We start from the raw sequence: 21,190 nt of genomic DNA, 5'->3' as shown, positions 1-21,190 counted from the left end.
CTAGCCCGGACATGGCCCGGTGGCAGGAATCCACCTTCGTTCGCCGCTATCACTGTGAAGGAGTAACAGATGCGACTGGGAATTCTCGATTGTGACCGGCTGGACCCCGACTTGGTGGGGGATTTCGGCCCCGTTTACTCCGAGATGTTTATCAAGGGCTTCCGGGCGCTGGCCCCCGGGCTGGAGTTTCGGGTCTGGTCGGCGCTCGATGGCGAGCTGCCGGCCGATCTGCACGAGTGCGATGCCTGGCTCATCACCGGCTCGCGCCACGATGCCTACAGCGACATCCCCTGGATCCGGGCGCTGCGCGACTGGATCCGGCGCGCCCACGATGCTGACGTCAAGCTGGCCGGGGTCTGCTTCGGCCACCAGGTGATCGCCCAGGCGCTGGGGGGCGAGGTGATGAAGTCCACCAAGGGCTGGGGGCTGGGGGTGTCGGTCCATCCCATGCTGGCGCGGCAACCCTGGATGGAGCCGGGGCTCGAGACCATCCGGATCCTGGCCAGCCACCAGGATCAGGTGGAGCAGCTGCCACCGGGCGCCACCCGGCTGGCGGGCAATGATTTTTGTCCCAATTTCATGTTTTTGCAGGGTGACCACATAGTGGCCATCCAGGGACATCCGGAATTCTCGGTGGAATACAACCGGGCGCTGATCGAGCGGCGGCGGGATCTGCTGCCGGACGATCGTTACCAGCGCAGCCTCTCCTCGCTGGAGGGGGAGGTGGATTCGGCCACCATGATGCAGTGGTTGTTGCAATTTTTGGGCATCCTGCCCGGCGCCGACACGGCCGCCGGCGGGATCACAGCAGGAGAGCGAGCATGATTATTGGCGTACCCAAGGAAATCAAAAACCATGAATACCGGGTCGGCATGACTCCCGCCGGAGTGCAGGAGCTGACGGCCCGGGGACACAAGGTGCTGGTGCAGCAGCAGGGAGGCGAGGCGATCGGGCTGTCCGACGCCGAGTACCAGGCAGCCGGTGCCGAACTGGTGGCCAGCGCGGCGGAGATCTTCGCCCGGGCCGAGATGATAGTGAAGGTGAAGGAGCCCCAGCCGGAGGAGTGCGAACTGCTCAGGCCGGGTCAGCTGCTGTTCACCTACCTGCACCTGGCGCCGGATCCGGTGCAGACCCAGCTGCTGGTGCACTCGGGGGCGGTGGCCATCGCCTACGAGACGGTGACCGACGAGCGCGGCGGCCTGCCGCTGCTGGCGCCCATGTCCGAGGTGGCGGGGCGGATGGCGATCCAGGCCGGCGCCCACAGCCTGGAGAAGGCGCAGGGGGGCAACGGCACCCTGCTGGGCGGGGTGCCTGCGGTGGCGCCCGCCAAGGTGGTAGTGTTGGGCGGCGGGGTGGTCGGCGTCAACTCGGCGCGCATGGCGCTGGGGCTGGGGGCCGACGTCACCATCCTGGATCGCTCCCTGCCGCGACTGCGGGAGCTGGACAGCCTGTACGGCCCGGCCCTCAAGACCCTCTACTCCACCCGCACCAACATAGAGGCGTGCATCGCCCAGGCCGATCTGGTGATCGGTGCCGTACTGATCCCGGGGGCGGCGGCGCCCAAGCTGCTGACCCGCGACATGCTCAAGCTGATGCGCAAGGGCTCGGTGCTGGTGGACGTGGCCATCGATCAGGGCGGCTGTTTCGAGACCTCCCACCCGACCACCCACGAGGAGCCCACCTACGTGGTGGACGGCATCATCCACTACTGCGTGGCCAACATGCCGGGCGGGGTGGCGCGCACCTCCACCTTCGCGCTGACCAACGCTACCCTGCCGTTCGTGCTGGCGCTGGCGGACAAAGGCTATGCCCGGGCGCTGCAGGACGATCGTCACCTGCGAGCCGGTCTGAACGTGTTCAAGGGCAAGATCACCCAGGCGGCGGTGGCGCAGGCGCTCGGCTACGAGTACGTCAGCGCCGAGTCGGTACTGGGCTGACGCAGCCGGTGCGCGCCCGCTCGGCAAACGTCGAGCGGGCTCACAAACCCCGCGATTTCAGGGAGGGCCGTCACGGCCCTTTCTCATATACTGGGCTCCCCTGTCAGTGAGGTCTCTTCATGTCCCGCATTCTGCTGCTCGCCAATCTCAACTGTGATCACGTGCTCTCCCTCTCCGAACCCCTGGTGGCCGGTGCCCGCCTGCAATATCTGGATCAGGGCCGCCGGCTCGGCGGTGGCGCCGCCAACACCGGCATCGGGCTGGTGTGGGCCGGCCACGAGGTGACCATCGCCTCGCGCATTGGGCTGGATGAAACCGGTGACTGGCTGCTGGAGCAGGCAGCGGGCTACGGTTTGGATTGCAGCCATGTTGAGCGCTTCGGCGGTGAGACCGGCGAGCTGCTGATCCTGGTGGACTCCACCGGCGAGCGCACCATCCTCAGGCGGCCACGGCGCCCGGATCTGCCGGGGGATCTGCCGAGCGAGGGGGTGGACTGCCTCTACGTGAACTACCCCGGCACCGCCATCATCGGCTACATGCGCCAGATGCTCGGCAAGAGCTTCGTGGTGGCCCAGTATCCCAAGGGCGGCCAGGCGCGTCGCCCCTGCCACGTGCTGGTGGCCTCCCGCTCCGACCTCGGGGAGGTGGACGATCCCTGGCAGCATGCCCGCCAGATCGCCGGCGAGCAGCTGGCCTGGCTGGTGTTGACCGAAGGCAAGGCGGGGGCGGTGGCCATTCACGGCGAGGAGCAGATCCGGGTGGCGGCGCGGCCGGTGTCGGTGGTGGACACCACGGGGGCGGGGGATGCCTTCGCCGGCGGCCTGATCCACGGGCTGGCACGGGGCATGGCGATCCGGGATGCGCTGCAGTGCGCGGTGGACTGGGGCGCCTTCGCGGTCGCCTCCGAGAGTTCCATCCCCTCCAGCGCCCTGAAAAACTGGCTCAGGCAGCCGCACTGAGCCGCCATGAACTGTTGCCGTTGAGGTCGCCTTGCGCGGGCCTAGGTAGAGGGGAAAACCGGCGAATTTAACCGCCATAACCCCCCAAAACCTTGGACTAACCCTGCAAGTTTGCGATCAATCAAAGAAAGTGTCGATTTATGTGCATCTTCATCGACACCCGCCTGAGCTGCTCTTAACCTTGTCATTCCACGACTCAGATTAAGATGCGGACCTTGCGCGGGCGCAAGCGCTTCCCCGCCTCTTAGCTTTAGGTTGTCGTCCTGATTTCTGACTTGTAGTAAGAGGCAAGTGCGACCATGCAACTGACACGATTTACCGACTATGCCCTGCGTACCCTGACTTTTCTGGCGGTTCAGCCGGGAGATCGCCTGTCGACCATCACCGAGGTGGCCGATACCTTTGCCATCTCCCGCAACCACGTGGTCAAGATAGTGCATCAGCTCGGTATCAAGGGGTACATAGAGACGGTGCGTGGCAAGCATGGCGGCATCCGCCTCGGCCGCTCCGCCGTCTCCATCAACCTGCGTGACGTGGTGATGGACATGGAACACGTGCTCTGCCCGGTGGACTGCAAGCGCGAGAACTGCCGCCTCTCCGGTGGCTGCCGCATCCAGGGTATTCTGCGCCGCGCCATGAACGCCTTCCTCGAGGTGCTGGGGGAGTACACCCTGGCCGATGCGGTGCGCGATCCGACCCGGCTCTGCCACCTGCTCGGCATCGAACAGGATTCCATTCTGGCCATGGCATAAGCCAGGCGAGCATGACAAAGGGGCCCACGGGCCCCTTTGTCATGTCCGGGATTTGGGCTCAGAGCTGGGGGATCAGGGTGATGGAGCCGTGCAGGCAGGCGAGACCGCAGGCGCCGCAGCCGTCGCAGGCCGCCATGTTGATGCTGACGCCGTCGGCGGTGGCCTTGATCGCCTGCTGGGGGCAGGCATCTTCACACAGCAGGCAGTAGAAGCCCTGCCGGGCCTGGCAGCTGGCCTCGATCCGCACCCGGGTCTGTACCTGACGACCCAGTTGCAGGTCGAGGGCGCCAGTCGGACAGGCTCTGGCGCAGCTGCCGCAATAGCTGCACTGGCCGCAGGCGAGATCCAGCACAGGCGTGCCGGCGATGGGGGTGTCGTCATATTCGGGCTGGTTGGCCGGTTTGAGCAGGCCGTTGGGACAGGCCTTGAAGCATTCACCGCAGCGGGAGCAGAGGGAGAGGAACTGGGACTCTTCGATGGCCCAGGGGGGACGCGCTTCGTGACAAACCACCTCCGGTTTGCGAGAGCCCCCCAATGCTTGCGTCAGCCAGCGACAGAAAAAATGAGTCATGCTCACCCCTGATACCTATTAGGGGTTAATTTTATCCAAGTTTCCCTTCGCAAGCCAGAGAATAGCGCCGGCCAGGATCGCAAGCCGGGTTGCCCTTGTGTAAGCTAGGCGGGTCTTTTTGCAGGATTGAATGAACTCATGTGGTTATTTCTGTGGCGTGCTTCTCTGCTCTATGTCTTCCCCTTGCTGATGTGGGGCTACTGCCGCATCAAGGGGATCGAATTCGTCGAGCTCGACACCGGCGTTAACAGTCACAAGTGGGTGGTGCTGGCCGCCTATCTGCTCTACGTGCTGCTCTGGCTGCTGCTCAACCGCTATCTCGAACTCTTTCTGCGTCAGCGGAGCCGCAAATGATCGAGCCCGGGCTCTGGAGCCTGCTGCTGGCTGGCGCCGTGCTGGCGCTCGGCCTCGGTTGGCTGGCGGGCCGGCGTGGTGCAGCCCAGCTGGCCCAGCAGGTGCTGCTGAGCCAGGAGCGCCAGCAGGCGCTGCAGGATCGCTGTGACGAGCTGCAGGATGAAAAGTTGCAGGGCCAACAGAAGCTGGAGCAGCAGCAGACCCTGCTGATCAAGCTCACCGCCCGTCTCAAGGATGCCGAGGCCACCCTGCGCAGCGAGCGACTGGCCGCCGCCGAGAAGCTGCAACTGCAACAGGAGGCGGAACAGCGCCTCAGCCAGCAGTTCGAGAACCTCGCCAACCGGATCTTCGAGCAAAACTCGGGCAACTTCCGCGAACTGAACCAGAACAGCCTGGATCTGTTGCTGACTCCGCTGAAAGAGCAGCTTGAAGGCTTTCGCCGCCAGGTGGGGGAGACCCACGCCCAGGAGACGGCCCAGCGTCACAGCCTCAAGTTCGAGCTGGAGCGCCTGGCCGAGCTCAACGCCCGCATGACCGAGGAGGCGGCGGCGCTGACCCGCGCCCTCAAGGGCGACAGCAAGCAGCAGGGCAACTGGGGCGAGGTGGTGCTGGCGCGCATCCTCAGCGAATGCGGCCTGCGCGAAGGCCACGAGTACCATACCCAGGTCAATATCGAGGTGGACAAGGGCAAGCGCTACCAGCCCGACGTCATCGTCCACCTGCCGCAGGACAAGGACATCATCATCGACGCCAAGGTGTCGCTGACCGCCTACGAGCGCTGGTACAACAGCGATGACGAGCTGGAGAAGGCGGTGGCGCTGAAAGAGCACGTCGCCTCGGTGCGCAACCATATCCGCGAGCTGGGCCGCAAGGATTACCAGCAGCTGCCCGGGGTACGCACCCTCGATTACGTGCTGATGTTCGTGGCGGTGGAGCCCGCCTTCCTCACTGCGGTGGAGGCCGATCCCTCGCTGGTGCGATTCGGTCTCGACAACAACATTCTGCTGGTGAGCCCCACCAACCTGATGGTGGCGCTGCGCACCATAGAGAACCTGTGGCGTTACGAGCGGCAGAACCAGAATGCCCGCCAGATCGCCGAGCGGGCTGGCCGCCTCTACGAGAAGCTGCGGTTGTTCGTGGAGGAGATGCAGCAGCTGGGTGGCAGCCTGCACCGGGCACAGGAGAGCTACGACAAGGCGATGGGGCGGCTGGTCAACGGGCGCGGCAACCTGATCGCCCAGGTGGAGCGCTTTCGCGAGCTGGGGGTGGAGGTGACCAAGACCCTGCCCGAGCCGCTGGTCAATCGGGCGCTGGAGCGGGAAGACCCGGCCGAGTGAGGTGGGGCCTCATGCTTCATGCAACAAGAAGGGCAGCCAGTGGCTGCCCTTCTGCATTTGCGTGTCCGAATACACATCGTTACCAACCCCGTTGCCGCGTCCGAATACGCTTCGCTATTCGAACCTACGGATCCACAGGCTTGTCGATTGCAGCCAAGGCCGTAGGTTTGATTAGCCGCGCAGCGGCGTAATCAGACGTTCGCGGTCATGCCATCTTCCCGTCATTGCTTCCAGAAGGAGGGGAAGAAGAGCACCGCCACGGTCAGGATCTCGAGCCGTCCCAGCAGCATGCCGAACGACAGGATCCACTTGGCCGAGTCCGGCAGGGTGGCGAAGTTGGTGCTGGGGCCGATGATCGGCCCCATGCCCGGGCCCACGTTGGCCACGGCGGTGATGGAGCCCGAGATGGCGGTCAGGGGATCCAGGCCGATGGCGGCGAGCAGGGCGGCGATCAGCAGGATGACGGCGAAGTAGGCCAGTACGAACGAAATCATCGAGCGGATGATGGCGTCGTTGACCGGGCGGCCGTTGTACTTCTGCGGGAAGACGCCGGAGGGGTGCATCAGCTGGCGCATCTGCTTCTTGAACAGGGCGAACGCCACCTGTACCCGGAAGATCTTGAGACCGCCAGCGGTGGAGCCGGAGCAGGCGCCGAGGGCCAGCAAAATGATGAAGATGATGCTGGTGAGCGGGCCCCAGGTGCCGAAGTCACCAAGCCCGAAGCCGGTGGTGGTGAGCACGGAGACGATGTTGAAGCAGCTGATGCGCAGGGCATCCATGAAGCCGTAGATGTCCCTTAGCCACAGGTAGAAGGTGACCACCACGGTGACCCAGACCACCAGCCAGAAGAAACCCTGGACCTGGGCGTCCTTGAGCAGGCTGTTGTCGCGCCGGCTCAGGCTCTGCACGTAGAGCAGGAAGGGCAGGCCGCCGAGGAACATGAAGACGGTACCGATCCAGTGTGCCGAGTTGGAGAAGTGGGACATGGATTGATCTGAGGTGGAGTAGCCGCCGGTGCTGAGGGTGGTCATCGAGTGGTTGACCGCCTCGAACAGTGTCATACCGCTCACCCAGTAGGCCAGGAAGCAGAGCATGGAGAGCACCAGATAGACCAGCACTATGTTGTTGGCCACCGTCTTGGCGCGCGGCGCACTCTTGTCGGACCAATCCGAGCTCTCGGTCTGGAACAGCTTCATGCCGCCCACGTTGAGGTAGGGCAGCACCGCCACCGCCATCACGATGAAGCCCACCCCGCCCAGCCACTGCAGGATGGAGCGCCACAGCAATATGCTGTGGGCCATGCCGTCGAGCCCCGACAGCACGGTGGAGCCCGTGGTGGTGACCCCCGACATGGTCTCGAAGTAGGCGTCGGTGAAGTCGATGTGGTTGATGAAGAAGAAGGGCAGGGCGCCGAAGATGCAGGCCACCACCCAGACCGAGGTGGTGAGCAGGAACATCTCCCGCACGCCGAGGTGGAACACCGCCTTGCGGCCGTAATGCAGGCAAAGCAGGGCCGCGCCGTGAGTGATCAGCACCGACTTGAGAAACTCGACGAACCCCTCGGAGCCGGTCAGCAGGGCCAGCAGGGTGGGCAGCCACATGAACAGGGCCAGCTTGGAGAGCACCAGCCCGAGGGTGAAGATGATGGGACGCAGCTTGATCATGCAAGATAACCTGGTCGTTGATTGACAAAAGACCCGGACAATCCCTGGTAGAGGCTGTGCCGGGTCTGGGTTGTGCTGCCTGGGTGCATGGGCAGATTACAGGAAGAAGGGACTTGGCTGGAACAGACGTTCCACTTCCGGAATGTACTTCTTGTCCACCAGGAACATCACCACGTGGTCATCCTGCTGGATCTGGGTCCGGTCGTGGGCGATCAGCACCTCGTCACCGCGCACGATGGCGCCGATGGTGGTGCCGGGCGGCAGCTTGAGCTCACCCACCGTCTTGCCGACCACCTTGGAGGTGTTCTCGTCACCGTGAGCGATCGCCTCGATGGCCTCGGCTGCGCCGCGGCGCAGGCTGTAGACGTTGGCGATGTCGGCCCGGCGCACGTGGGTCAGCAGGGCCGAGATGGTGGCCTGCTGCGGCGAGATGGCGATGTCGATGGAACCGCCCTGCACCAGATCCACGTAGGCGCTGCGCTGGATCAGCACCATGGTCTTCTTGGCGCCCATCTTCTTGGCGAGCAGGGCCGACATGATGTTGGCCTCGTCCTCGTTGGTCACCGCGATGAAGACGTCGATCTGGTCGATGTGCTCTTCCGCCAGCAGCTCCTGATCCGCCGCGTCGCCGCAGAAGACGATGGTGTTTTCCAGCACCTCGGAGAGCTGCTCTGCCCGCTTCTGGTTGCGCTCGATCAGCTTCACGCTGTAGCGCTTCTCCAGCTGGCGGGCGAGGCCGGCGCCGATGTTGCCGCCGCCGACGATCATGATGCGCCGATAGGGGCTCTCGAGCCGCTGCAGCTCCGACATCACGGCGCGGATATGGCCCGCCGCCGCCACGAAGAACACCTCGTCATCGGCCTCGATGATGGTGGTGCCCTGCGGGCGGATGGAGCGGCCCTGACGGAAGATCGCCGCCACCCGAGTCTCGATGTTGGGCATGTGATCGCGCAGGGTGGAGAGGGCGTTGCCCACCAGCGGGCCGCCGTAGTAGGCCTTGACCGCCACCAGACCCACCTTGCCGCCGGCGAAGTCCACCACCTGCAGGGCGCCCGGGTACTCGATCAGCCGACGCACGTAGTCGGTCACCAGCTGCTCGGGGGCGATCAGGTGATCCACCGGCACGGATTCGGGCAGGAACAGTCGATCACGCTCCACCAGATAGGCCGGCGAGCGGATGCGCGCCACCTTGTTGGGGGTGTTGAACAGGGAGTAGGCCACCTGGCAGGCGACCATGTTGGTCTCGTCGCTGTTGGTGACCGCGACCAGCATGTCGGCATCTTGGGCGCCCGCTTCACGCAGCACCTTGGGATGGGCGCCGTGGCCGTTCACCACCCGCAGGTCGAACTTGTCCTGCAGCTCGCGCAGCCGGTCGCTGTCGGTGTCGACGATAGTGATGTCGTTGTTCTCGCCGGCCAGGTTCTCGGCCAGGGTGCCGCCGACCTGACCGGCGCCCAGAATGATGATCTTCATAGGACGGCCTCATGAGAGTCGCCGTTGCAACGGCGGCCAGGGTGCGTGGGGACGGTCATCAACAGGATGAATCTCATAGGGAAAGCGCGCTCGATGTTGGGCAGTAATGGGTGCCGCAAGCGGCACCCGTCGTGATGATGGCCCTGCTTACCGCTTGATCAGCTTGGCATAGTAGAAGCCGTCCATCTCGGCCTCGCCCGGCAGGAACTGGCGACCCGGACACTCCGGGGTGTCCTGCGCATGCAGCGGCACCAGAGTGGCATCCGGGGTGGCCGCGAGGAAGGCGCGGATCTGGTCGCGATTCTCTTCCGGCAGCACGGAGCAGGTGGCATACAGCAGAGTACCGCCGCTTTTCAGTTTCGACCAGAGGGCGCCGAGGATGCGGTGTTGCAGCTCGGCCAGCTCGCGGATGTCCTGATCCCGGCGCAGCCACTTGATGTCGGGATGACGGCGGATGACGCCGGTGGCGGAGCAGGGGGCATCCAGCAGGATGCGGTCGAACTGACCCTCCGGCCACCACAGATCCGGGGTGCTGGCATCACCGTGGATCACCTTGGCGGTGAGGCCGATGCGATCCAGGTTCTCCTGCACCCGCTTGAGGCGGTTGTCGTCGGCATCGACAGCCACCACGCCGGCCAGCGCGGGCTGGCGCTCCAGCAGATGAGCGGTCTTGCCACCGGGGGCGGCGCAGGCATCCAGCACCCACTCGCCCGGCTGCGGGTCGAGCAGTGCGGCGGCCTGTTGTGCTGCGCCATCCTGTACCGAACAGTCGCCGACCTCGAAGCCGGGCAGCTTGGTCACGTCGTAGGGACGTTCCAGCAGGATGCAATCCTCGCCCTCTTCACCGGCCATCGCATTGATGCCGGCCTCGGCCATGCGGGCCAGCATCTGCTCGCGGCTCTGGCGCTGGTTGTTGTTGCGGATCCACATGGGGGGGCGCTGGTTGTTGGCCTCCATGATGAATTCCCACTCATCCGGATAGGCCTGGCGCAGCCGCTTGGTGAGCCACTCCGGGTGGCCGAGACGAATGCTGGGGACACGGTCGATGCGCAGCAGAATGACTTCGGCGCTGCGCTGGAAGTTGCGCAGCACACCGTTGATGAGGCCGCGCAAGGAGGTGCCCTTGAGCAGCTTGACGGCGTTGACGGTCTCGGCCACCGCGGCGTGAGCCGGAATGCGGGTGTAGATGAGCTGATAGAGACCGACCAGGATCAGGTAGTGGAAGATGCGGCTCTTGTTCTTGAGCGGCTTGTCCATCATCTCGCCGACCGCCGCATCGAGGCGGGGCAGCCAGCGCAGGGTGCCGTAGCAGAGTTCTTGCAGGAGGGCGCGATCGCGGGGCGCAACCTTCTCCTGGGCAGCAGGCAGAACGGCGGAGAGGGACTGGCCCTGATCCAGCACCTGTTGAATGACGAGAGCAGCCTGTGCGCGTGTTTTCATAGTGTTACCTTAGATGCGCAAGTCGGGGTCTGGGCCCCGCCTTGTATCAATTCAATTGCGTGCCGGGTTCAAACCAGTCGCGGCGAGAGTTGAGCAGGTCCGTCACGGACATGGCCTTCTTGCCGGGCGGCTGCAGGGTCAGCAGGCGCAGCACACCCTTGCCGGTGGCGATGTCGATCCCCTGCTTGTCAGCCTTGAGCAGGGTACCGGCCGCCTGGCCGTGATCCTGTGCTACGACCTCGGCCTGCCATACCTTGACGGTCTGGCCGGCGACTTCAAACCAGCTGATGGGCCAGGGGTTGAAAGCGCGGATGCAGCGCTCGATGGCGACGGCCTCCATCGACCAGTCGATGCGGGCCTCTTCCTTGGAGAGCTTCTCGGCATAGTTGGCTTGTGCATCGTCCTGCGCTTCGGCGGCGGTGTTGCCGGCAGCCATGGCATTGACGGTGTCGACCAGCGCCTGCGGGCCCAGCCCGGCCAGCTTGTCGTATAGACTGGCGGAGGTTTCCTCGGCGGCGATGGGGCAGCTCACCTTGCGGATCATGGCGCCGGTATCCAGCCCCACATCCATCTGCATGATGGTGACGCCGGTTTCGGCATCGCCCGCCCAGATGGAGCGCTGGATCGGGGCGGCACCGCGCCAGCGCGGCAGCAGGGAGCCGTGCACGTTGATGCAACCCAGCCGTGGGGTATCGAGCACGGCCTTGGGCAGGATCAGGCCGTAGGCCACCACCACCATCAGGTCGGCGCCAAGGGCGGCCAGCTCGGCCTGGGCCTCTTCCTTGCGCAGGGAGGCGGGTTGATAGACCGGCAGATTGTGGGCTAGCGCCAGCTCCTTGACCGGGCTGGCGGTGAGCTTCTGGCCGCGGCCGGCAGGCTTGTCGGGCTGGGTATAAACGGCGACGACCTCGTGGTCGGAAGACAACAACGCCGCCAGGTGACGGGCGGCGAAGTCGGGAGTACCGGCAAAAATCAGTTTCAGCTTATTCAATGGGGCAGATCCTCAGAGGACTTTGCGATCTTCACGGGCCATCTTTTCCAGCTTCTGGCGAATGCGCTGGCGCTTGAGCGGGGACAGGTAATCCACAAACAGCTTGCCGACCAGATGGTCCATCTCATGCTGGATGCAGATGGCGAGCAGATCGTCTGCCTCCAGCTCGAATGCCTTGCCGTGGCGATCCAGGGCGCGCACCTTGACCCACTCTGCACGGGGCACCAGGGCTCGGCTGCCGGGCACGGAGAGGCACCCTTCCTCGATGCCGGTGCTGCCGGCCTGCTCGATGATCTCGGGGTTGATCAATACCAGAGGATCTTCACGGTTTTCAGAGACATCGATCACTATGATGCGCTGATGAATGTCGACCTGAGTGGCGGCGAGGCCGATGCCTTCCTCCGCGTACATGGTTTCGAACATATCATCTACAATGTGTTGTAACTCGGGTGTAAAGGTCTCGACAGGGGCTGCGACGGTACGCAGACGCTCATCGGGGAAACGCAATACATCTAGAATGGCCATAGTTTTTTCTTTAGTTTCGTATAAATGCAGTCAATATTGGCGTAATTCTAGTCATTTACGCCGACAAAAAACAGCAACACTTTGCGCGCAGAAGTAACAGGGAGTGTTATGTATCTGAAGCAAACCATCCTCGCCTGTCTGTTGGCCACCCTGAGCCAGGGCGTGCTGGCCGACCAGCTGAAACTGAAAGCGGGTTATCCCGAGACCTATGTGGTGCAAAAAGGCGATACCCTCTGGGATATTTCCGGCCAGTATCTGGCGGAGCCCTGGCTATGGCCAAGGCTCTGGAACATCAATCCGCAGATCGCCAATCCGCACTGGATCTACCCGGGCGACGTGCTGCACCTGAGCTGGGTCAACGGCGAACCGCGACTTGGCAAGGCGATGCAGGGCGGCAAGCAGGTTGTTCACCTCTCTCCCAAGAGTCGTTACGAGAACAAGGCCAACCCCATTCCGACCCTGCCGCTCAGCGAGATCGGCCCCTTCCTGCAAACAGACCATATTCTGGCTGACAGCCAGCAGGCAAAGCAGCTGCCTTATGTGCTGGGCAATGATGAGGCACACATCGGCATGCTGGAGGGGGATACCCTCTACGTACAGGGCTCGCTGATCCCGGGTCAGGACTATGGCATCTATCATCCGGGGACCATCTACAAAGACAAGAAGAGTGGCGAACAGCTGGGGCAAGAGGCGGTCTTCGTCGGCACGGCCAGGGCGGAGGCCCTGCTGCCAGACGGCCGCACCCGGGTTACCCTCAGCCACAACCAGCGCGAGGTGTATCAGGGGGACAAGCTGATGCCGTTCCCGCCGCAGGAGAGCCTCTCCGCCGTGTTCACTCCCAAGGCCGCCCCCGTCATCTCGCCCGGCTATATCGTCGACTTGCCGAGCAAGGCCCGCGGTGGTGGCAAGTTCGACGTCGTGCTCATCAACAAGGGCATACGTGATCAGGTTGCTCCCGGTGATGTGTTGGAGATATTGCGGCCCGGTGCCCGGCTGGTGAGCAAGAATGGCAAGGTCGCCTATCGGGAGTACTCCTCCGTCTATGACAAGGCGTTCTATTCGGCCGGCAAGCCACCCCTGCCGTCGGAGGCAGTGGCCCGGGTCATGTTGTTCAAGGTGTACGACAAGCTGAGTTATGGCCTGATCCTGCAGAGTCAGGACATGGTCAGCACCGGTTATCAGGTCAGCAACTTCTGACGTGCCTCTTCCATCCGGGCGACTCGCGCTGTGGTTGACGCTGGATGCCGTCACCGGCATAGGTCCGGTCACCGCGGCTCGCCTGCTGGCCCATTTTGGCGGTGACATTGTCACCCTGTTCGACGCCGATGACGGCCCCCTGCGAGCTCTTGGTCTGCAGAGCACTCAAATCCAGCAGATGAGGTGGCCCCAGCCGGTTGTCGAGCAGGCGCTGAGCTGGGCCGCCGAGCCCGGCAATCACCTCCTGTGTCCGGATGACCCCGTCTATCCCGCTTTGCTCAAAGAGATCCCCGCCGCCCCGCTGCTGCTCTACTGCCGTGGCGACCTTGCTGCCCTGTCTGTTCCTCAGCTGGCGATGGTCGGCACACGCCATCCGACCTATGCCGGCAAGGATAATGCTGCCCGCCTCTGCAGTGAGCTGGTCGCCTGTGGGCTGGCCATCACCTCCGGACTGGCGCTTGGCATCGATGGGGTGTGTCATCAGCAGGCGTTGGCGGCAGGGGGGACTACCCTGGCCGTGCTGGGCTCAGGGCTCGACAGCCTCTATCCGAAGCGTCATCAGGGGTTGGCTATGGCGATCCTGGCGCAAGGCGGCTTGCTTATCTCCGAGCTGGCACCCGACAAGGGACCGCTGGCCGAGCACTTTCCACGGCGTAATCGCATCATCTGTGGCTTGTCGCTGGGTACTCTGGTGGTAGAGGCGGCCGAGCAGAGTGGTTCGCTCATCACGGCCCGCTATGCATTGGAACAGGGGCGAGAGGTCTTTGCCGTACCTGGTGCCCCGCAAAATGTGCAGGCACTGGGTTGCAACAAATTAATCCAGCAGGGGGCCAAACTTGTATTGAGCGCGGCCGATATAGTGGAAGAGCTGCCCGGATTTGTCGGTCTGCTGCAGCAAGTGGCTGACTTGTCTGAGCATTCGAATAATAGCGAATTGCCTTATGCCGATTTGTTGGATAACGTAGATTATGAGACCACGAGCGTGGATACCGTTGCCGAACGGTCCCAGCTTCCTGTCGAAGTGGTATTGGGCAGGTTGGTAGAGCTGGAGCTGGCCGGTGCAGTGATGGCGGTAGCCGGTGGATACGTCAGAGCGAGGAGGGCGAATCATGTTTGATGTATTGATGTACCTTTTCGAGACCTACATCCACAGTGATGCAGATGTGATGGTCGAGCAGAATGAACTCACCGACGAACTGAGCCGGGCAGGTTTCGACAAAGACGAGATCGAGAAGGCGCTCAACTGGCTGGAGCGACTGGCCAACCTGCATGACAGCGAGCGAGAGGTCTACGTGGCCGCCAGCGCGCAAGGCTCCATTCGTATCTATGCTCCACAAGAACTGGCACGCCTCAGTACCGAGTGCCGCGGTTTCCTGCTGTTTCTGGAACAAGCCCAGGTACTCAATGCCGAAACCCGCGAAATCTGCATCGAGCGCCTGCTCGAGCTTGATAAACCGGATATCGAGCTGGACGATCTGAAGTGGGTCGTCATGATGGTGCTGTTCAACGTACCGGGCAGTGAAAATGCCTACCAGCAGATGGAAGAGCTGGTGTTTGACGAGTCAGACGGTGTCATCCACTGACAGCCCGGTGCCGCGCTGGTAGAATTCAGGTCATCTAGATTCCAAGGCGCGGCCCATGTCAAAAATCGATCATCACCTCTTTTCAGCCCACGAACATGCCTTCGAGCGCGAACCGTGCCCGCAGTGTGGTGCCGAGCTGGTGATCCGCCAGGGCAAGCATGGTCCCTTCCTCGGTTGTTCTGCCTATCCTGCCTGTGATTACATCCGCTCCCTGACCCCATCTGGTCGTGACATCGAGAAGGTGCTTGAGGGCTCGGCCTGCCCGGATTGCGGCCAACCGCTGGCGATCAAGAAGGGGCGTTATGGCCTGTTTGTCGGTTGTACTCAATATCCGGCCTGCCAGCACATCGAATCTCTGCAGGAGAGCGATGATACCCAGATCCTCTGCCCGGAGTGTGGCAAGGGGCACCTCATCAGCCGAACCTCCCGCTATGGCAAACAGTTCTACTCTTGCGACGGCTACCCCCATTGCAAGTATGTGGTGAATGACAAGCCGGTCCCCATGCCTTGCCCGCAGTGTGGCTGGGGTATCATGGTCGAGAAGAAGGTGAGGGGAGCACTGCGCTGGATCTGCCCGCAAAAGAAATGCGGCCACCAGAGCGAGCAGGTATAATCCGGCCGCCACAAGCGAATTGAAACGTTTTCGGCGAACTTCAACCCCCCACTTGGAGTAAGGAAATTCCCACCATGAATAAACCCTTTGTTGCCGTATTGATGGGCTCTGATTCTGATTTTCCGGTGATGCAGACCACCCTCGAGGTGCTCAAGTCATTCGATATCGCGGTAGAAGTGAAAGTGACCTCCGCACACCGTACACCGGCCGCGACTCATCAGTATGTGACCGACGCCGAAACCCGTGGCTGCAAGGTCTTTATCTGTGCCGCCGGTCTCGCCGCTCACCTGGCAGGCGCCGTGGCGGGTATCACGACTCGTCCCGTGATCGGTGTGCCCATCGATGGCGGCCCGCTCAAGGGGCTGGATGCGCTGCTTTCCACCGTGCAGATGCCGGGCGGGGTGCCGGTGGCGACCGTGGCGATCGGCAAGGCCGGCGCCAAGAATGCAGGCTATCTGGCAGCGCAGATGCTGGCAGTGGCAGATGATGAACTTGCGGCCAAGGTGCAGGCCGAACGCCAGAAGAATGCCGACGAGGTACTGGCCAAGGACGCCGCCTTGCAGGCTCTGCTCAAGTAAGATCCGAGACGGCAACCAGCACCCCGTTCGCCATCAGCCTCTCGCTGGTCGATGAGGGAGGGGCGCCAGGGTTGCCGTTCCGTAGGCTCAATGTTAATCAATGATGAGGCGACAGCCCGGCTGTCGCATTTTTTATGCCCAATGAATTTGAACTTGCAGTGGCCGCCCTCCAGCGTGATGGGGTGATTGCCTATGCGACCGAGGCGGTATTTGGCCTGGGTTGTGATCCTGACTCCGAGTCGGCGGTACACCGTCTGCTGGCGATCAAGCAACGCCCGGTGGAGAAGGGGTTGATCCTGATCGCCGCCGATCTGGCTCAGTTGCAGGATTACATCGATCTGGACCAGCTCACCAACGAGCAGCTGGCCCGGGTGGAAGCGAGCTGGCCTGGTCCCTTCACCTGGATCATGCCGGCGCGCAGCAATACCCCGGCCTGGCTGACCGGTCAGTTCACTACCCTGGCGGTGCGTGTGACGGCCCATCCGCAGGTACAAGGGCTGTGTCGTGCCTTTGGCAAGCCACTGGTCTCTACCAGCGCCAACCTGACTGGTGAAGAGCCTGCCCGCCGGGTGGCGGACATCGGCGAATTGCTGGCGAGTCAGCTGGCCTATATCCTGCCCGGTGAAGTGGGGGGGCAGGCCAATCCGTCCGAGATCAAGGATGCCAGAACCGGCGCCATCATCCGCCCCTCTTGAACCGTTCGGAGAGCGGCAATACGGATCGGCTTAGCCCATCCGGCGACATCACAATAATAGGGTCAGGCGACGATCCTGGCTGACTGGAGACAAGATGAGCAAACCGGATGTGGCCCAGGTCAAGGCCTTCCTGCTGCAGTTGCAGGACGAGATCTGCCGTGGTCTGGAACAGGCCGACGGCGCCGGACACTTTGTGGAAGATGCCTGGCGCCGTGAAGGGGGTGGTGGTGGCCGCACTCGTGTGCTGCGTCACTGCGCCGTGATCGAGCAGGGAGGGGTCAACTTCTCCCACGTTCATGGCGACGCCATGCCGGCCTCGGCGACGGCCCATCGACCGGAACTGGCGGGCCGCCGGTTTGAGGCCATGGGGGTGTCGCTGGTGATCCACCCACACAATCCGTATGTGCCGACCAGCCACGCCAATGTGCGCTTCTTCATCGCCGAGAAAGAGGGGGAGGAGCCGATCTGGTGGTTTGGTGGCGGCTTCGATCTCACCCCGTTTTATCCGTTCGAAGAGGACGTACGGCATTGGCATCAGGTCTCCTTCGATCTTTGTCAGCCGTTCGGCACCGATATTTATCCCGAGTTCAAATCCTGGTGTGATCGCTACTTCTTCCTCAAGCACCGGGACGAGACGCGCGGCGTCGGCGGCCTCTTCTTCGATGATCTGAATCGCTGGCCGTTTGCCGACTGTTTCGCCTTTATGCAGGCGGTTGGCAAGGGCTATCTCGATGCCTACCTGCCGATTGTCGAGCGTCGCAAGGCGCTGGCTTATGGCGAACGGGAGCGGGAATTCCAGCTCTATCGTCGTGGCCGCTATGTGGAGTTCAATCTGGTGTATGACCGTGGCACCCTGTTTGGCTTGCAGACTGGCGGGCGTACCGAGTCGATCCTGATGTCGATGCCGCCGCTGGCGCGCTGGGAATATGACTGGCAGCCGTCAGCGGGCAGCCCGGAGGCATTGCTCTACAGTGACTACCTAAAACCGCGCGAGTGGTTGTGACCAGAGGAGAGGGGCCATGATGGCCCCTTCTTATTGGCCGATATTCGGCTTGTTCCTGAGTGCGAAAACCCGTTAAATCGGGAGATTGCCCTCTGAAGGAACTTTTTGATGGATCGTTATCTGGTTTTTGGCCACCCGGTGCGCCACAGCAAATCCCCCTTTATTCATACCCTGTTTGCCAGGCAAACCCAGCAGGAGCTGGAATATGGTCTGGCCGAGCCGGCCGTCGAAGAGTTCGCCACCAGTCTGAGAGCCTTCTTTGCCCAAGGTGGCAAGGGATGCAATGTCACCGTCCCCTTCAAGGAGCAGGCATTTGCCCTGGTCGATCGACTGAGCCCTCGGGCCCGGCGGGCGGGGGCAGTCAACACCATCAAGCTGACCGATGATGGCGTACTGCTGGGTGACAACACCGATGGTGCCGGGTTGGTGGCCGATCTCAAGGCGCATGGTGTGGCACTTGCCGGCAGCAGGATCCTGCTGCTGGGGGCGGGTGGCGCGGCGCGCGGTGCGCTGGCTCCGCTTTTAGCCGAGCAACCCGAGGCATTGGTTATCGCCAACCGTACTCACGCCAGGGCGGAGCAGCTGGCTGCCGAGTTTCGTGATCTGGGGGCGGTCAGTGCCCAGACCTATGAACAGCTGAGCGGCCATTTCGATCTGATCATCAACTCCACCTCCGCCAGTTTGCAGGGAGAGTTGCCGCCGCTCCCTCCGGCGCTGATCCACGCCGATATCGCCATCTACGACATGATGTATGGCGCGACCGATACCCCCTTTATCGCCTGGGCCAAAGGGCAGGGAGCTCGCCAGACCGTAGATGGCCTCGGCATGCTGGTGGAACAGGCAGCAGAAGCCTTTACCGTGTGGCGCGGAATCCGGCCAGGGACTAAACAGGTATTGAGAGAACTGAAACGAAATCTGGGGACCCTATGAACCAAGGCATCTTGTTTCCCGAGCTGGCCGACTGGCAAGCGCACGAACAGCGGATCCACTTTCCTGCCCAGCAGATGGGGGCGCTGGTGGATTGCTACATCAGTCGCAGGCGTCTGGAGAAAATGACCGGGCTCTCCCTCGCCAGAGAGGAAGACATCCTGCGAGCCTTCGAAAGCGTGCGTTTTGACATCGAGGAAATTGCTGAAAAATTCATTGAGGAACAAGAGTTTGCAGAAGATGGAGCCGTCTATCTCTGACTTTTTCAAGTTTTTTCTCAAAGCAGCGGAACTTGTGCCAAGTTGTGCTGACTAACTAGATAGTTGAGGAAGTGCTAGCTAGTCACCTTTATAACTCCCCGGTATTCGTACTGGGGATTTTTTTATCTATATGAAAAATAACATGATTTATGTAATTCATTTTTCGTGAAACTTAATTACATAAATTACTTTCACTTTCTGCTGCTTTGCTATACAGTTAGCAACGTAGGGTACAGAGGTAAGATGTTCTATCTTTCAGACCTTTTATTTCACGTAATTGAATGTGGCTGAATAGCGACCCCGGTGAGTCATCATCGGGGTGTTTTTTTATGGGTTGCATTTAGAGTAAATGCTTTAATGTTGGCGAATGTTTGTTAGAATGAAGGGGCTTCTTGAGGAAAACCAGTCGTCTTTGTTCTCAAGATTTAGCTTCTTCCCAATTTTTGAACTGATTGTTTAAGGCCGGTACTGCGTTTGCAGAACCGGCCTCATTTTTATCCGTTCCATTGACTGTTTTGTAATAAAATTTCACTTTGGTACTTATTTGGTGAGGAAACGCCCCCGCCGGCATCTATTTTTGAAAACGTTGCCAATGGGATGAAAAGTTAATTGTTATATAGAATTAACTATTTATCCCATTGATAAAAATAGTGTTTCAAGAACTCATCGTAGGGAGTGGGCGATGTCACTGGCGAGAGGGGTTATGGCAAGCAGACTGAAAGCCTTTCAATCAGCGGAGGAGCTGCTCCGCCAATTGCAGGGGTTGGTTGTGGTGTATACAGGACGTAGCTTACTCCTCGAGCGGTGCTTGCTCACCGTCAGTCATGTCATCGGCGCCTGCGAGATACCAGCCAGTCAGCGTCTGTGCCAGTTTTTCGACCCCGATCTGGGTCAGGGAAGAGAAGGCTTCCACCTGGATCTGCGGACCCAGCTCGGCTACGGCCTGGCGTACCTTGATGACCTGATTGTTGCGCGGACCTGGGCTCAGCTTGTCGGCCTTGGTCAGCAGCAGCATGACCGGCAGTTTGCGGTGAGAGCTCCACTCCAGCATATTCATATCGGTATCTTTGAGCGGATGGCGGATGTCCATCAGGATCACCAGACCTTTCAATGACTCGCGACGCTGCAGATATTCCGCCAGCGACTTTTGCCACTTGAGCTTCATTTCCAGCGGAACCTGCGCATAACCGTAGCCCGGCAGGTCGACCAGACGCTTGCCCGGTTCCAGCTCAAACAGGTTGATCAGCTGGGTACGTCCCGGCGTCTTACTGGTGCGAGCCAGGTTCTTGTGCTTGGTCAAGGTATTCAATGCAGATGACTTACCGGCGTTGGAACGGCCGGCAAACGCAATCTCGACACCCCCATCATTTGGCAGGTGACGGATGTCGGGTGCGCTGGTCACAAAATGCACCTTATTGAAATTCAGAGTTTGTGTATCCAACGTAAATTCCCCATAGAGATAGAGGGTTATAGAGTTACTTTTTTGTGAAATCGTGTAAAATGGCGTCGCTTAAACGCGTTTATTTTAACATGCCTTCAGCGGCATGGGATCTGGAAGCCTAATAACGAGAAGTTGGAACGCCATGAAGAACCTAGTCATTACTCTTGCTCTGATGGTTGGCGTAACGGGGATGGCACAAGCCAAGGGCGATGCCGCTGCGGGACAAACCAAGGCTGCCGTTTGCGCGGCTTGTCATGGACCGGACGGCAACAGCCTAGTCGATATGTACCCCAAGATTGCTGGTCAGCACGCATCATATATCAAAAAGCAGTTAGTTGAACTGAAGGCTGCAGCTTCTGGTCAAACTGGCCGGGTTGCACCCATCATGGGGGCGATGGCGCTTCCTCTGTCTGAACAGGACATGGAAGACCTGGCAGCCTACTTCTCCAGTCAGAAGGTGACGCCGCTCGCGGTACCCGATGACGCCGTCGCTGCAGGCAAGGCGCTGTACATGGGAGGGGACATGAGCCGTGGTCTGGCTGCCTGTACTGCCTGCCATGGTCCGCGCGGTTCGGGTGTCGAGCAGGCCAAGTATCCGAGCCTGTCCGGCCAGCATCCTGCCTACATCAAGGCCCAGCTCACGGCTTTTAGGGCCGCTGCCCGTGACAACGACCCGAACAGCATGATGCGGGACGTTGCCAAGAAGCTGACCGATCAGGATATCGAAGTACTGTCTAAATATGTGGCAGGTCTGCACTGATCAAGCCGATGATATTATCTCATTGATATTGACGAGGAGCCGCCGGCTCCTCGTTTCTTTTTGGCCTTTAACACCATTTGGCCAATTTTTTCTCGCATTGTTGTAAGAGATCTCCCATTCATCAGCCTGG

General features: G+C 61.3%; 23 protein-coding genes. 16 read left to right on the top strand and 7 right to left on the bottom strand.

The genetic code is table 11. From position 1 onward, the window contains the following. Nucleotides 1-69: 69 nt before the first annotated feature. The 4 genes from OKB87_RS18575 (at nucleotide 70) to OKB87_RS18560 (ending at nucleotide 3,648) form a co-directional block, all read left to right on the top strand. Nucleotides 70-825, top strand: coding sequence for a glutamine amidotransferase-related protein (locus OKB87_RS18575; protein WP_011704255.1), 756 nt, complete (start codon nucleotides 70-72; stop codon nucleotides 823-825). Next, nucleotides 822-1,937 (top strand): alanine dehydrogenase, encoded by a 1,116-nt coding sequence (ald, locus tag OKB87_RS18570; RefSeq protein WP_017410574.1) that lies wholly within the window; start codon nucleotides 822-824, stop codon nucleotides 1,935-1,937. Before OKB87_RS18575 ends, ald begins: the two co-directional genes overlap by 4 nt. A 119-nt stretch (nucleotides 1,938-2,056) precedes the next feature. Next, a complete protein-coding gene (locus OKB87_RS18565) occupies nucleotides 2,057-2,896 on the top strand; it encodes a PfkB family carbohydrate kinase (protein ID WP_011704257.1) in 840 nt (279 codons plus the stop codon). A gap of 299 nt (nucleotides 2,897-3,195) precedes the next feature. Next, on the top strand, nucleotides 3,196-3,648 hold the full coding sequence (locus tag OKB87_RS18560) for an Rrf2 family transcriptional regulator (protein WP_011704258.1): 453 nt from the start codon (nucleotides 3,196-3,198) through the stop codon (nucleotides 3,646-3,648). 58 nt (nucleotides 3,649-3,706) lie between these two features. Here the strand turns inward: OKB87_RS18560 and OKB87_RS18555 are convergent, their stop codons facing one another. Beyond that, entirely contained in the window at nucleotides 3,707-4,219 is a 513-nt protein-coding gene (locus tag OKB87_RS18555; RefSeq protein ID WP_270828233.1) for a ferredoxin-type protein NapF, read from the bottom strand. 138 nt (nucleotides 4,220-4,357) lie between these two features. On the opposite strand from OKB87_RS18555, the gene OKB87_RS18550 reads away from it, so the two are divergent. Continuing rightward, the gene (locus tag OKB87_RS18550) at nucleotides 4,358-4,573 is read left to right on the top strand and encodes a hypothetical protein (protein ID WP_016349071.1); all 216 of its coding nucleotides are present in this window, start codon (nucleotides 4,358-4,360) and stop codon (nucleotides 4,571-4,573) included. Next, nucleotides 4,570-5,910: a DNA recombination protein RmuC gene (rmuC, locus tag OKB87_RS18545; RefSeq protein WP_270828232.1), complete on the top strand. Its 1,341-nt coding sequence runs from the start codon at nucleotides 4,570-4,572 to the stop codon at nucleotides 5,908-5,910. Before OKB87_RS18550 ends, rmuC begins: the two co-directional genes overlap by 4 nt. A 221-nt stretch (nucleotides 5,911-6,131) precedes the next feature. On the opposite strand, the gene OKB87_RS18540 is transcribed toward rmuC, so the two are convergent. The 5 genes from OKB87_RS18540 to def all read right to left on the bottom strand — a co-directional run bounded on the left by OKB87_RS18540 (nucleotide 6,132) and on the right by def (nucleotide 12,003). Further along, a complete protein-coding gene (locus tag OKB87_RS18540; protein WP_011704262.1) occupies nucleotides 6,132-7,574 on the bottom strand; it encodes a TrkH family potassium uptake protein in 1,443 nt (480 codons plus the stop codon). A gap of 96 nt (nucleotides 7,575-7,670) precedes the next feature. Continuing rightward, nucleotides 7,671-9,047 (bottom strand): Trk system potassium transporter TrkA, encoded by a 1,377-nt coding sequence (gene trkA / locus OKB87_RS18535; RefSeq protein ID WP_011704263.1) that lies wholly within the window; start codon nucleotides 9,045-9,047, stop codon nucleotides 7,671-7,673. A 147-nt stretch (nucleotides 9,048-9,194) separates the two neighbouring features. Further along, nucleotides 9,195-10,487: a 16S rRNA (cytosine(967)-C(5))-methyltransferase RsmB gene (gene rsmB / locus OKB87_RS18530; protein WP_270828231.1), complete on the bottom strand. Its 1,293-nt coding sequence runs from the start codon at nucleotides 10,485-10,487 to the stop codon at nucleotides 9,195-9,197. Between the two features lie 46 nt (nucleotides 10,488-10,533). Then, a complete protein-coding gene (gene fmt, locus OKB87_RS18525) occupies nucleotides 10,534-11,478 on the bottom strand; it encodes a methionyl-tRNA formyltransferase (RefSeq protein WP_270828230.1) in 945 nt (314 codons plus the stop codon). A 12-nt stretch (nucleotides 11,479-11,490) separates the two neighbouring features. Continuing rightward, entirely contained in the window at nucleotides 11,491-12,003 is a 513-nt protein-coding gene (gene def, locus OKB87_RS18520) for a peptide deformylase (protein WP_011704266.1), read from the bottom strand. 108 nt (nucleotides 12,004-12,111) lie between these two features. Between def and OKB87_RS18515 the strand changes: the two genes are divergently transcribed. The 9 genes from OKB87_RS18515 to OKB87_RS18475 all read left to right on the top strand — a co-directional run bounded on the left by OKB87_RS18515 (nucleotide 12,112) and on the right by OKB87_RS18475 (nucleotide 18,859). Beyond that, nucleotides 12,112-13,200 (top strand): LysM peptidoglycan-binding domain-containing protein, encoded by a 1,089-nt coding sequence (locus OKB87_RS18515; RefSeq protein WP_039214794.1) that lies wholly within the window; start codon nucleotides 12,112-12,114, stop codon nucleotides 13,198-13,200. A gap of 1 nt (nucleotide 13,201) precedes the next feature. Continuing rightward, a complete protein-coding gene (dprA, locus tag OKB87_RS18510; RefSeq protein ID WP_270828229.1) occupies nucleotides 13,202-14,317 on the top strand; it encodes a DNA-processing protein DprA in 1,116 nt (371 codons plus the stop codon). Further along, on the top strand, nucleotides 14,310-14,783 hold the full coding sequence (locus tag OKB87_RS18505; RefSeq protein WP_124252684.1) for a DUF494 family protein: 474 nt from the start codon (nucleotides 14,310-14,312) through the stop codon (nucleotides 14,781-14,783). Before dprA ends, OKB87_RS18505 begins: the two co-directional genes overlap by 8 nt. A gap of 55 nt (nucleotides 14,784-14,838) precedes the next feature. Then, nucleotides 14,839-15,396: a DNA topoisomerase family protein gene (locus OKB87_RS18500; protein ID WP_017410581.1), complete on the top strand. Its 558-nt coding sequence runs from the start codon at nucleotides 14,839-14,841 to the stop codon at nucleotides 15,394-15,396. 74 nt (nucleotides 15,397-15,470) lie between these two features. Further along, nucleotides 15,471-15,974, top strand: coding sequence for a 5-(carboxyamino)imidazole ribonucleotide mutase (gene purE, locus OKB87_RS18495; protein WP_016349078.1), 504 nt, complete (start codon nucleotides 15,471-15,473; stop codon nucleotides 15,972-15,974). A gap of 134 nt (nucleotides 15,975-16,108) precedes the next feature. Further along, nucleotides 16,109-16,669, top strand: coding sequence for a Sua5/YciO/YrdC/YwlC family protein (locus OKB87_RS18490; protein WP_060390895.1), 561 nt, complete (start codon nucleotides 16,109-16,111; stop codon nucleotides 16,667-16,669). A gap of 94 nt (nucleotides 16,670-16,763) precedes the next feature. Continuing rightward, nucleotides 16,764-17,672 carry an oxygen-dependent coproporphyrinogen oxidase gene (gene hemF / locus OKB87_RS18485; RefSeq protein WP_270828228.1) on the top strand — a complete coding sequence of 303 codons (909 nt, stop codon included), beginning with the start codon at nucleotides 16,764-16,766 and terminating at the stop codon, nucleotides 17,670-17,672. Nucleotides 17,673-17,780: 108 nt separating this feature from the next. Then, nucleotides 17,781-18,602, top strand: a complete 822-nt coding sequence (aroE, locus tag OKB87_RS18480; RefSeq protein WP_270828227.1) for a shikimate dehydrogenase — start codon at nucleotides 17,781-17,783, stop codon at nucleotides 18,600-18,602. Further along, entirely contained in the window at nucleotides 18,599-18,859 is a 261-nt protein-coding gene (locus tag OKB87_RS18475) for a DUF1488 domain-containing protein (protein ID WP_270828226.1), read from the top strand. The genes aroE and OKB87_RS18475 overlap by 4 nt, the downstream gene beginning before the upstream one ends. A 790-nt stretch (nucleotides 18,860-19,649) precedes the next feature. Here OKB87_RS18475 and yihA read toward each other — a convergent pair. Then, nucleotides 19,650-20,300: a ribosome biogenesis GTP-binding protein YihA/YsxC gene (gene yihA / locus OKB87_RS18470; protein WP_011704276.1), complete on the bottom strand. Its 651-nt coding sequence runs from the start codon at nucleotides 20,298-20,300 to the stop codon at nucleotides 19,650-19,652. Nucleotides 20,301-20,442: 142 nt separating this feature from the next. Between yihA and OKB87_RS18465 the strand changes: the two genes are divergently transcribed. Then, complete coding sequence (locus tag OKB87_RS18465; RefSeq protein WP_270828225.1) at nucleotides 20,443-21,060, top strand: c-type cytochrome; 618 nt, start codon at nucleotides 20,443-20,445, stop codon at nucleotides 21,058-21,060. Nucleotides 21,061-21,190 lie beyond the last annotated feature (130 nt).

The sequence above is a fragment of the Aeromonas sp. Y318-1 genome, from assembly GCF_027706125.1.
GTDB classification, from domain to species: domain Bacteria; phylum Pseudomonadota; class Gammaproteobacteria; order Enterobacterales; family Aeromonadaceae; genus Aeromonas; species Aeromonas hydrophila.
The sequence above is the reverse complement of the archived record's forward strand: the minus strand, read 5'-3'. Positions and strand labels throughout refer to the sequence as shown.

What these genes read in the sequence shown, in the direction of transcription:
- aroE (WP_270828227.1), top strand. Translation starts at nt 17,781, where the DNA reads ATGGATCGTTATCTGGTTTTTGGCCACCCGGTGCGCCACAGCAAATCC.
- OKB87_RS18475 (WP_270828226.1), top strand. Translation starts at nt 18,599, where the DNA reads ATGAACCAAGGCATCTTGTTTCCCGAGCTGGCCGACTGGCAAGCGCAC.
- def (WP_011704266.1), bottom strand. Translation starts at nt 12,003, where the DNA reads ATGGCCATTCTAGATGTATTGCGTTTCCCCGATGAGCGTCTGCGTACC.
- OKB87_RS18565 (WP_011704257.1), top strand. Translation starts at nt 2,057, where the DNA reads ATGTCCCGCATTCTGCTGCTCGCCAATCTCAACTGTGATCACGTGCTC.
- OKB87_RS18550 (WP_016349071.1), top strand. Translation starts at nt 4,358, where the DNA reads ATGTGGTTATTTCTGTGGCGTGCTTCTCTGCTCTATGTCTTCCCCTTG.
- OKB87_RS18515 (WP_039214794.1), top strand. Translation starts at nt 12,112, where the DNA reads ATGTATCTGAAGCAAACCATCCTCGCCTGTCTGTTGGCCACCCTGAGC.
- OKB87_RS18560 (WP_011704258.1), top strand. Translation starts at nt 3,196, where the DNA reads ATGCAACTGACACGATTTACCGACTATGCCCTGCGTACCCTGACTTTT.
- ald (WP_017410574.1), top strand. Translation starts at nt 822, where the DNA reads ATGATTATTGGCGTACCCAAGGAAATCAAAAACCATGAATACCGGGTC.
- OKB87_RS18500 (WP_017410581.1), top strand. Translation starts at nt 14,839, where the DNA reads ATGTCAAAAATCGATCATCACCTCTTTTCAGCCCACGAACATGCCTTC.
- rsmB (WP_270828231.1), bottom strand. Translation starts at nt 10,487, where the DNA reads ATGAAAACACGCGCACAGGCTGCTCTCGTCATTCAACAGGTGCTGGAT.
- trkA (WP_011704263.1), bottom strand. Translation starts at nt 9,047, where the DNA reads ATGAAGATCATCATTCTGGGCGCCGGTCAGGTCGGCGGCACCCTGGCC.
- hemF (WP_270828228.1), top strand. Translation starts at nt 16,764, where the DNA reads ATGAGCAAACCGGATGTGGCCCAGGTCAAGGCCTTCCTGCTGCAGTTG.
- purE (WP_016349078.1), top strand. Translation starts at nt 15,471, where the DNA reads ATGAATAAACCCTTTGTTGCCGTATTGATGGGCTCTGATTCTGATTTT.
- OKB87_RS18555 (WP_270828233.1), bottom strand. Translation starts at nt 4,219, where the DNA reads ATGACTCATTTTTTCTGTCGCTGGCTGACGCAAGCATTGGGGGGCTCT.
- OKB87_RS18465 (WP_270828225.1), top strand. Translation starts at nt 20,443, where the DNA reads ATGAAGAACCTAGTCATTACTCTTGCTCTGATGGTTGGCGTAACGGGG.
- rmuC (WP_270828232.1), top strand. Translation starts at nt 4,570, where the DNA reads ATGATCGAGCCCGGGCTCTGGAGCCTGCTGCTGGCTGGCGCCGTGCTG.
- OKB87_RS18575 (WP_011704255.1), top strand. Translation starts at nt 70, where the DNA reads ATGCGACTGGGAATTCTCGATTGTGACCGGCTGGACCCCGACTTGGTG.
- OKB87_RS18490 (WP_060390895.1), top strand. Translation starts at nt 16,109, where the DNA reads ATGCCCAATGAATTTGAACTTGCAGTGGCCGCCCTCCAGCGTGATGGG.
- OKB87_RS18540 (WP_011704262.1), bottom strand. Translation starts at nt 7,574, where the DNA reads ATGATCAAGCTGCGTCCCATCATCTTCACCCTCGGGCTGGTGCTCTCC.
- OKB87_RS18505 (WP_124252684.1), top strand. Translation starts at nt 14,310, where the DNA reads ATGTTTGATGTATTGATGTACCTTTTCGAGACCTACATCCACAGTGAT.